The organism is Candidatus Micrarchaeia archaeon (assembly GCA_041650355.1).
GTDB lineage: Archaea > Micrarchaeota > Micrarchaeia > Anstonellales > Bilamarchaeaceae > JAHJBR01.
On sequence record JBAZLI010000036.1, the window covers coordinates 1 to 9,203 of the forward strand.

Genomic DNA, 9,203 nt, shown 5'->3' on the forward strand with positions numbered 1-9,203 from the left:
GCGCTTTCCGGAGCCGAGGCAAGGCTGACGCCATTATAGTCGCAGGGGACGTTTTCGACACGAAGATACCGAAGCTGGAGACGCTCAAGCGCGCGGCGGACATGTTTTCCGGGAGAAAAAAGCCCATATTCATAATACACGGGAACCACGAGCGGAGAAGCAGGGACATGACCAACCCGGTCCAGCTCCTTTCGAAACTGGCCGGAGTGAAGTACGTGCACGCAGGGACCGAAATCATCGAAGCCGGAGGAGAACGCGTCTCGATAACGTGCATGGGCAGCGTCCCGGAGGATGTGGCGAGGGAGGCGCTGAAAAAGGTGCTGGCCCTGCCGGTTCCTGGCGCAGATTTCAGGATTCTCATGATTCACCAGTCCATAAAGGAGCTGGTTTACGGCGGGGAAGACGAGCTTTCGCTGGATGATTTGCGCGACCTGGAATTCGACTTGATAGTGGACGGGCACATACACAAATACCACTCCGAACTGGACGGGAAACTGCTCATTCCCGGGAGCACCGTAATCACCCAGCTCAGGAACGACGAACAGGGCGAAAGGGGCTACATTTTGTACGATACCGGAAAAAAGGAGCACACCTTCCAGCCCATAGCGAGCCGGCTGTTCTTCTATTCGGAAGTCGCGCTGGAAAACGCGGCGCTCGAGGACGCGAAAAACTCGGTGCTGGAAAGAATCCAGGGGCTGAGGGAGGATCACGAGGGCGCAATAGTGAAAGTCAGGATTACCGGCACGCTGAAGCATGGCCTTTCTGCAGGCGATTTCTCGATTTCATGCCCCGAAGGCGTTTTCGTGCAGAACGCGCTGGACAGCGAAAGCGCGGCAGATAAGATAAAAAAGCTGCGCGAGAAGAGCGAGGATGGCGTTTCAGTCAGGGAAGCCGCGCTGAAGAGGCTTGCCCAGAAAGTCAGGGGCAAGGTGGCGTTCGACCCTGTCGAGATGTTCGAAAAGCTGGCGGAAAGCGCCGATGCAGGGCAGGAATGCCTCGAGGCAAGGAAGGGTGCTTAGCATGACTGAATCCAAAGTGCTGTATTCCAATCCAAGGGAGGGGATGCCCAGAGTTTCCATAATCATGCCCACGCTGAACGAGGAAAAATACTTAATCGAGGCCCTGGAGTCCATAAAGAACCAGGGGGACCGCATATCCTATGAGCTCATAGTGATTGACGGGGGCAGCACCGACAGGACGATTGGGATAGCGAAGAAATACGCGGACCTCATACTGCACGAGCCCGTGAAGAAGATAGGGGTCGCGAGGAACACAGGGGCGTTCAGGGCCAGGGGCGAGTATCTGGTTTGCGCGAACGGCGACACGATCTACGCGAAAGGTTGGCTCAAGAACATCATAAAGCCGTTCGAAAAGAGGAACATCGTCGCGGTCACCGGCAGAATACTCCCCAAAGACGGGGACATTGTGGACAAGGTGTTCGCGAACAGCATACTACACCCCACTGCATACCTGCTTTCCAAGGTGAAGATGCACTACGTGGATTCGTCGAGCATGGCCATGAGAAGGGATATCTTCCTGAAAGTGGGGGGCTTCGACAGCAAGCTCAAGAGCGGGGAAGACACCGAACTCTTGAAAAGGATGAAAAAACACGGGAAAATAGTGTACGCGAAGGACTCGCTGGCGCTTGTCTCGATGCGCAGGGTGAAGAAATGGGGCAAGGCGTATTACATGTATTTCCACACCACGAATTTCCTCAAGGCCCACCTGCTGGACAAGGGCCACGACCGCTACGAGCCAATCAGGGAGTAGAGAAGCTGAAGCCCGGCTTCACAGCCATGTTTATGCAGAAATCCGAGCTGTCGCGCCTGAAGAAAAGCAGCTGGCCCTTGTTCCCCGTAACCGCTCCTTCTATTTCCCTGGCTTCCTCGAACGCGGCCGGGACCTTGTGAGCGAGCGCATTGACCTTCATTTCGCCCTCGACGCCGCTGAGCAGCCCGCTTTCTATTATTCTGGACACGCATTGCTCGATGCGCTCCCTCTGCGGGCCAATTTTGAGAAGCTTCATCTTCTGCGAGGAAGTCACGCCGTTCCTCAGCCCGAATGCCTGCTGGGCCGCGTATTCTATGGAGTACGCGGATTCGGCGTCCTCTGTCCTAGCTATCTCAGCGAAAAAGTCCGCGCCCTGCTCGGTTACGCGCTCGTGCAGGCGCGCTGTCCGCGTAACGCCGCACTTGAGCACATGGGCGAATGAGGTTACATAAACGCTGAACTGCTGCCCGCGGAACTTTTCGTAAGCCGCCTCGAATCCAGCGTAATCAAGGCGCGTGTACATCCTTGATATGTCCCTGGACGCGCAGGGCGCGCATTGCTTCTTTCCCGGGAACAGGATGGGGCAGCGGTGCATATGCTCCCCGTCATTGTAGCCAGTGCAAAACCTTTCGGCGCTGAACGAGAGCGAGAGCTCGCCTTTCAATTCCGCGGCTTCGGGTCCCCCTTCCCCCCAGAAGCTGAGCGTGCCCTGGAGAGGAAGGAATGAAATCATGTGGCCGCGCATGCTGGATAGATGCTGACGGAGGTTAAAAAGGCGCGAGGGCGTGGTTTCCAATGGTTTTTATACCTTCCAGGGCGTATAAGCACATGGACGAACACCTGAAACTGCTCAACAAAGCAGAGGTGGAATTCAGGCTCCTGAACCCGATGGTGGAGCTTTCTGTTCCGGTCCAGTCATTTTTTCCCACCATGCTCGCCATAAACGCCGAGCTCATGGCTGAAAAAACAAAGGAGGCCGGGCTGAAGATGCACAAGCTTGTGGAAAACACCAAGGGATTCGTGGGCAAAAGCGAGAGGCAGCAGAGTTCCTTCCAGAAGCCGGACAAGCAGGAAATAGCGAAAGGCGAAACAGAGACGAAAACCTACTGCCTGGTATATTTCAACCCCGAAACCAGGAAAAGCGAGATTGTTGAGGGAGAAGTGTCGCTGCAATACGAGGACGAGACCCAGCAGGTGATAGAGGAGGGGCTGGGGCAGAGGTCTGCATACAATATATACTCATACATAGCCACGCCCATGATAAAGGAGTACGTGGACGAGGCTGTGCTCAGGGAGATAATGGATAAAATAAAGATTGAATCCCCGGACCCGTTCGGAGGGGGCTCGGCGGTAATTGTTGCCCACGAGGACATAAAGGGCCAGGTTGCTGAGAAAAAGGAGGGCGAGGCAAAGGCCGAAGCCGCGAAAGCGCAAACTGTGCATAGTGCGCAGCTAGAAATTAAAAGCGCGGCAGCAGTCAGGCAGGCCGAGATTGTCGCGGTTCAGCCCGCAATAGCGCCACCCATTCAGGTAAAAAATGAAAAAATGGATGGTAAAAAGGCCGAGATTGTCGCGGTTCATCCCATAAAGATAAACTACGCCGCCTTGGACAAGAAGACACTTGAGAAGTACGGGGAAAAGATAATAGCGCTGGAAGTAGCTGAAAAAAGGAGAATAGGTGTTGAGGAACAGCTTTCTACGAACATCGTGGTTGTTGATTCGGTGGTCAGGAAGCTCGAATTGCCCGGGGCCGACAGGCAGAAGCTGGTGGAGGCGCTGCCAGTCCTTACCCGGGCCAGAGTGAAGGGACTTATCAGGAAGAATAAAAGAACGACTAAAAAGCAGATAAGGGATTTCCTGCTCAAGGACTCGCAGTTCCTCAGGGCGGTAAAAACAAAAGTCGGAGCGATGCGCGTCACCGACATTTTTAAGGCCGTGCTGAAATTGAAATGAAAGGGCTACTTCTTCGCCCTTATGTCCTTTCTTTTTGGCCTCATGAACCTGGAGCCGCAGTTCCTGCACTTAGCGACTCCCTTCTTGTTCCTGGTCTTGCATTTCCTGCATATCACTATCTTGATTATTTCAGCGTCAGCTTCTGCGAATTTACCCATATGAAATCACCTGATATGATAGAGAATGTTATTGAATCGGCAAACTTTAAAAATAATGCGATGGGAAATTCTTCCTTATTCTGATCGAGGCACGACCAATTTGTCTTCATAACGACCTATTCTTCGTCGAAACGAAGAATGGTCCATATTTCGATGCGTCGAAATATCGGACAAACGGTCCATAAAGTCGTTGCGATGACTTATCGGACGGCGAAACATCCTTGATATGCACTGGAAACCACCCGTCATTTTTCCTATATAAAGCTGCGACATGTTCAGAAATTCATGCGTGCTTTGAGGGCCTGGAAGTATCGCCTCTATCCAACCAGAATGCAGGAAGTGCAATTGGAAGAGCATCTTGGTGCATGCAGAGTTCTTTGGAATTCCCTGCTTGAATATGTAAAAACTTACTATCAGCAGACGGGGAAATTTCCTTCAAGAAAGCAGCTTTACGCGATTGCCAAGCCAGACTTCCTCTTCTCTCAAGTGGCCCAGAATGTGGCAGACCGGCTGCACAAAGCCCTGATGCTGATGGTGAAAATGAAAAAGGCAGGACGGAAGGCTGGATTTCCAAGATTCAAGTCTGAGGAACGCATGAGGTCTTTTTGCTACCCCCAATTCGGCTTCAGGCTCAACGGGAAGAAGCTTGAGCTCTCAAAAATCGGCGCCATAAACATCAAAAAGCACAGGGAATTGGAAGGAGAAATCAAGACCCTCACGATAAAAAAAGCGCGATCTGGCAGATGGCACGCGGTTTTCATAACCGAAAAAGAGTTAACACCTGCAAGTAGAGATGGAGAAAGCACGGGGATTGATTTGGGCATAGAGAATTTCGCATATTTAAGCAACGGTGAAGTGATTCCCAACCCCAGACATCTCAAGCTGGGAGAAGAGCGCCTGAAAAAGGCGCAGCAGATGCTCTCAAGGAAAAAGAAGGGGAGTGGCAACAGAACAAAGGCCAGGCTGAAGCTGGCAAGGGCGCACGAGGCGCTTGCAAACAGGAGAATGGATTTCCTCCACAAACTGAGCAAGAAGATTGCTGGCGCATACTCGCTCATCGCACTGGAAAACCTGGACGTGAAAGGGATGTCTGGCTCTTTCCTTGCAAAGCACATACTCGACTGCGGCTGGACAGGATTCATCCACATGCTGCGCTACAAAGCGGAAGAAGCTGGTGGCGCAGTAGTGCTGGTTGACCCTGCCAACACTTCACAAAGATGTAGTAGCTGCAGTCGAGTTGCAAAAAAATCGCTTGCAGAAAGGTGGCATAGTTGCGCATGCGGCGCTTCAATGCATCGGGACCTCAATGCAGCAATAAACATACTCCAACGAGCTACCGGCGGAACGCCGGGAAGTCACGCTCCCGGAGAAGCTATCTCTACCCATTATAAAGTCAATGGGCAAATATCTTCAGTGAAGGAAGAAGCCCACGGCTTCAGCCGTGGATAGTTCACATATGTGCCGAGAGCCAATATATTCCGAAGCCTCAGTAGCTCAGTGGATAGAGCGCCTGTCTTGTAGCCCTTTTCCGCATTCGAGAAAGCGTTAACGGAAAAAGCCGGAAAACAGGAGGCCCCGAGTTCAATTCTCGGCTGGGGCTAAAACGTTTTTTAATTAAAGCCTGGGAAATAGGTTCATGAAAGTGTTCATTTTCCATTGCTGGGGCGGGAATTCGCACGACTGCTGGCGCGGCTGGCTCGCGGACCGGCTGCGCGAACAAGGCATCACGGTCGTAGCTCCTGAATTTCCTGACACGATGCACCCGAAACTGGAAGAATGGCTCAAGGAGGCGCGCGGGAACGTGAATAAATTCGATGAGGATTGGGTGCTGGTTTCACACAGCCTGGGAGGGCCTGCGATACTGCGGCTTTTGGAATCCTTCGGGGAAAGCGAGCGCGTGAAAGCTGTGATAATGGTTGCCGCGTTCGCCAAGGACCTGGGAATTCCGGAAATAGAAAGCTTTGTCAATAATGAATTCAATTGGGAAAAAATCAGAAAGGGCTCGAAAAAATTCATCATCATCAACTCGGACAATGACCCGTTCATACAACTTGGGGAAGGAAAACGCGTGGCGCAGCTTCTCGGCGCGGAGCTGACAGTCGAACACGGGGCCGGCCACATCAACGAAGGGGCAGGATTTACTGAATACCCCCGCGTGCTTGAACTCATACTGAAGCAGAATCATCCGTAATAATTCGGCGGCTTCTCCTTCACCTCCGGCTTTATTTCCCCGCCGTAAATGCTCACTATGAGGCTCCTTACCTGGAGTTCCATGGTGCGCATGAGTCCGTGGAAAATAGCGAACGGGGTGTTTGACGGGTTCGCGTTCCCGACCATCACGGTATTCAGAGTTATGCTCTGCTGGTTGCTCGGATTGGGCTTGCCGTCGCTGTAGGTCAGCACGCACTGGTAAAAATTTCCATGGAGCTCTTTGGCGAAAAAATTCCTGAGTTTATCTTCCAGTTCCTTTGGATTCATACCACCACCCGGGAGAATATTGGACGCAGAAATTTAAAAGAGCCCGTGTAGGAAAAGGAATGCCTGGTTTTCTGAGATAAAAAAAGTGCGGGAGGATAGCTGAGGGCTACGAAAAAAGGCTGCGGTTAGGCAGCAAAATCAGTTAGATTATCTCTTTTTTCCTTTCTTCTTTGCTTTCTTTTTTGCTGCCATCAGCAATCACCGGATAAAAACTCGCACGAAATCTATATATATGTTTGCGTGAAATCCGCGCAAAATGATGAGAAAAATAAGTTTATGCGCGTTTTTCTTTTCAAAAACTCGCGCGTCTGGAAAAAAATTATGGACTCAGGGGGAAACGCGGAGTTTTCGGTTTTCCGTTTCCAGTTCCGTTTTCACGAAACCGAAAACCCGAGACCGGAAACTTCTTTCGCACCCCCAGCCTTCCGCACGCCAAGCGGACGCTCTGCTGTTGAGCTATAAGCCCACAAAATTCTGCAAAAAGCAGAAAAAAATTATGAAAATCAGGATGGGGATATGAACACTACGCTGTCCCCGCGCAACAGCACGGTCCCGAGGCCCTTCTTCTCCTCGCCGTTCACGAACTGCTTCGCGTTCTCGAGCACGATGTTCATGTGCACATCGTACGCGACCATGGTCCCCTGGAATTCCACTCCTCCCTTGAGCCCTATTATCACGGTGTTGTTGAGCGAACCGTTGAGCACGTCGAAAGGCCTTTTCTCTGGCATAGTTTCACCTTCAATAAAAAACTAAAGCTCTCAAGCTTCGTCTTTTTTCATCTCAGTCAATATTTTTAAACCTCGGCATTTTTTATGTGCTCCGCGGCACCCTGCCCGGCGGGCTTCATCAGCACCACTATGTCCGCCGTGTTCTTCAGCGCGACCGAGAATGCGAGGTCCGACGCGACTATTATCGCGCCCCTCGCGTACTTCTTGGCTTTTCTTATCACAGGAGTGAAGTCCGTGTCGCGCGTCATGAGCGCCAGCACGTCCGTGTCCTTGTCCATTATGTACTCCATCGCCTCTGTCGCCATCGTGACATCGACGTCCCCGGTGGTAATCTCGACCTTGAAGCCCTGGTTCACCATCGCCTCGATGAGCTTGTCTGAAGCGTACTGGTCCAGGTAGATTTTGGCGATGCGTATGTCCCCGTACTTCTGGAGCTCCCGCTTCACTTCCCGCAAATCTATCCCAATCCCCTTCCTTATGCTGTTCGGCCCGTCAATCAGGAACACAATCTGCTTTCTCCTGCTCCTGCCTATGAGCCCGTCAAGAAGACCCATGATATCACCTAGATGTTGAAAAATCCGGCCGCATTGCGGGCAGTACGGGCTGCCACGACCCCCTTGTCCAGCGATTTGACTTCCGCGACGTAATCTATCGCGCGCTCGACATCGTAAAAAGTTCGTACAACGTAGGGCGAATCAGTTTCAACAACTATACTTTCTAGCTCCAAACTGTTTATAATCTTTTTTCTTTCCTTGGAATGGAGCGGCGTGAAAGAGATGAGCGCGCCCAGGTCCAGCGCTTTCTCGGCCTCTTCCAATGTCCCTGAAAAGAAGTGCATCATTATCCCGTTCGAAAATTTCCTTTCCTTCAGCGCATCAATCACTTTTGATTCGGCGTCGCGCGAATGAATCACTATCGGAAGCCTCATCTCCTCTGCAAGCCCGAGCATCCTGCTGAAAACAATTTCCTCCTTTTTCACATCTTCGGGATTTTTCGCCCAGTGGAAATCGAGCCCTATCTCGCCTATCGCATTGGGTCTGTGCTTTTTTATCTCCTCCACCCACGAATCGAGTTTCTCTACGCCCTCCTTTATCGCGCTCTGGGGCGCGATTCCAAGCACGTAGGGGATTTTGTACTGCGCGGCTATCGCGGCGTTTTTGATGTTCGAAGAATGCGAATATCCAACGGTTACCGGAAGCCAGCCTGGCTTTATCTCAATATGCTTGTAGCAGTCCAGGTGCGCGTGCGCGTCTATTATGGGCAGTGTCATTTTTTGGCCTCGTGCGCCCCGATGCTGTAGATGCTCCATCTGAGCGTTTTTTTGCTTTCCAATTCGCCTGCGATCTGTTCGAGAAGCGATTTCTTTACTTTCATATAACTTTCCTTTTCATATTCCGCATTCCCTATGGCGTTCCTCATGCTCTTGACGTTGAAGCAGAACATCCCGTTGCTCAACCCTTCCACGTTGTGGCAGAAATAGAGATCGCTCGAGTTGTATACCGAATCGGCTTCAAACGTCCGTGCGACGTTCTGTGAGTAATGAGTGTTTATGCACGCGGAACCCGCGAAGACGCACGAGCTGCCGAAGATGTTGACAGACTCGCGGGGCCAGAACGAATATCCGGAATTCTTTGTGAGGACCGCCATGACTGTCTTGTAGCCGTTGGTCGCGTTCGCGCACACTATCGGCGCGTCCAGGTTGGCGCAATTTTCAGAATAATACAAGGAGAGGTATGCGATGCGGCCCGCGCTCCTCACCATGCTGGCCAGGTTGCCGCTCAAATCCCTCTTCTCCAATGTCAATGCGGCGAGTTGCTCTTTCTCAGTCCCCACGAATATAGGGGGGAGATTTTCCAGCGCCCAGTATTTCTTGACCACGTACACGTCCTCTCCGCTGGCCGGAGAGCGCTCGACGGCTATGTCGTAGAAGTCGACGTTGCCGGTCAGCCATTTCCCGTAGGCGTCTATCCGCCGGAGCTCCCTGCCGAGCAGGACCGCGCTCGTGGAGCGCCATGCCTTTTCCACCTCCTTCTTGGCTTGGACAGGGTCGCAGCCCGCGGCCGGGACCGGCTTCAGCTTCCTAGGCAAGGCGCTTTTGGGTGCCCGCAGCACGTCG

Annotated in this window: 12 protein-coding genes and 1 tRNA gene; 6 read left to right on the forward strand and 7 right to left on the reverse strand. The window is 52.2% G+C overall.

The window, feature by feature from the left end; genetic code table 11:
- The coding region (locus WC488_03225; protein ID MFA5077414.1) for a metallophosphoesterase at nucleotides 1–1,019 on the forward strand (1,019 nt) is incomplete at its 5' end.
- 1 nt (nucleotide 1,020) lies between these two features.
- Nucleotides 1,021–1,770: a glycosyltransferase gene (locus WC488_03230; GenBank protein ID MFA5077415.1), complete on the forward strand. Its 750-nt coding sequence runs from the start codon at nucleotides 1,021–1,023 to the stop codon at nucleotides 1,768–1,770.
- Here WC488_03230 and WC488_03235 read toward each other — a convergent pair.
- A complete protein-coding gene (locus tag WC488_03235; GenBank protein ID MFA5077416.1) occupies nucleotides 1,760–2,515 on the reverse strand; it encodes a DUF2797 domain-containing protein in 756 nt (251 codons plus the stop codon). The genes WC488_03230 and WC488_03235 overlap by 11 nt on opposite strands.
- Nucleotides 2,516–2,598: 83 nt before the next feature.
- On the opposite strand from WC488_03235, the gene WC488_03240 reads away from it, so the two are divergent.
- Complete coding sequence (locus tag WC488_03240) at nucleotides 2,599–3,723, forward strand: hypothetical protein (GenBank protein MFA5077417.1); 1,125 nt, start codon at nucleotides 2,599–2,601, stop codon at nucleotides 3,721–3,723.
- Between the two features lie 5 nt (nucleotides 3,724–3,728).
- Here the strand turns inward: WC488_03240 and rpl40e are convergent, their stop codons facing one another.
- Nucleotides 3,729–3,881, reverse strand: coding sequence for a 50S ribosomal protein L40e (gene rpl40e / locus WC488_03245; GenBank protein ID MFA5077418.1), 153 nt, complete (start codon nucleotides 3,879–3,881; stop codon nucleotides 3,729–3,731).
- Nucleotides 3,882–4,166: 285 nt separating this feature from the next.
- Between rpl40e and WC488_03250 the strand changes: the two genes are divergently transcribed.
- The 3 genes from WC488_03250 (at nucleotide 4,167) to WC488_03260 (ending at nucleotide 6,072) form a co-directional block, all read left to right on the forward strand.
- Nucleotides 4,167–5,330: a transposase gene (locus tag WC488_03250; GenBank protein ID MFA5077419.1), complete on the forward strand. Its 1,164-nt coding sequence runs from the start codon at nucleotides 4,167–4,169 to the stop codon at nucleotides 5,328–5,330.
- A 34-nt stretch (nucleotides 5,331–5,364) separates the two neighbouring features.
- Nucleotides 5,365–5,481, forward strand: a tRNA-Thr gene (locus WC488_03255).
- Nucleotides 5,482–5,517: 36 nt separating this feature from the next.
- A complete protein-coding gene (locus WC488_03260; GenBank protein MFA5077420.1) occupies nucleotides 5,518–6,072 on the forward strand; it encodes an alpha/beta fold hydrolase in 555 nt (184 codons plus the stop codon).
- Here WC488_03260 and WC488_03265 read toward each other — a convergent pair.
- The 5 genes from WC488_03265 to WC488_03285 form a co-directional block, all read right to left on the reverse strand.
- Nucleotides 6,063–6,359 (reverse strand): hypothetical protein, encoded by a 297-nt coding sequence (locus WC488_03265; protein ID MFA5077421.1) that lies wholly within the window; start codon nucleotides 6,357–6,359, stop codon nucleotides 6,063–6,065. The two genes, WC488_03260 and WC488_03265, sit on opposite strands and share 10 nt — an antisense overlap.
- Before the next feature lie 503 nt (nucleotides 6,360–6,862).
- Nucleotides 6,863–7,087 carry an LSM domain-containing protein gene (locus tag WC488_03270; protein MFA5077422.1) on the reverse strand — a complete coding sequence of 75 codons (225 nt, stop codon included), beginning with the start codon at nucleotides 7,085–7,087 and terminating at the stop codon, nucleotides 6,863–6,865.
- Between the two features lie 65 nt (nucleotides 7,088–7,152).
- A complete protein-coding gene (locus WC488_03275; protein MFA5077423.1) occupies nucleotides 7,153–7,641 on the reverse strand; it encodes an NYN domain-containing protein in 489 nt (162 codons plus the stop codon).
- 8 nt (nucleotides 7,642–7,649) lie between these two features.
- Nucleotides 7,650–8,357: a TatD family hydrolase gene (locus WC488_03280; GenBank protein ID MFA5077424.1), complete on the reverse strand. Its 708-nt coding sequence runs from the start codon at nucleotides 8,355–8,357 to the stop codon at nucleotides 7,650–7,652.
- Nucleotides 8,354–9,203: hypothetical protein (locus WC488_03285; GenBank protein ID MFA5077425.1), on the reverse strand; the 850-nt coding region annotated here is incomplete at its 5' end. The genes WC488_03285 and WC488_03280, both read right to left, overlap by 4 nt.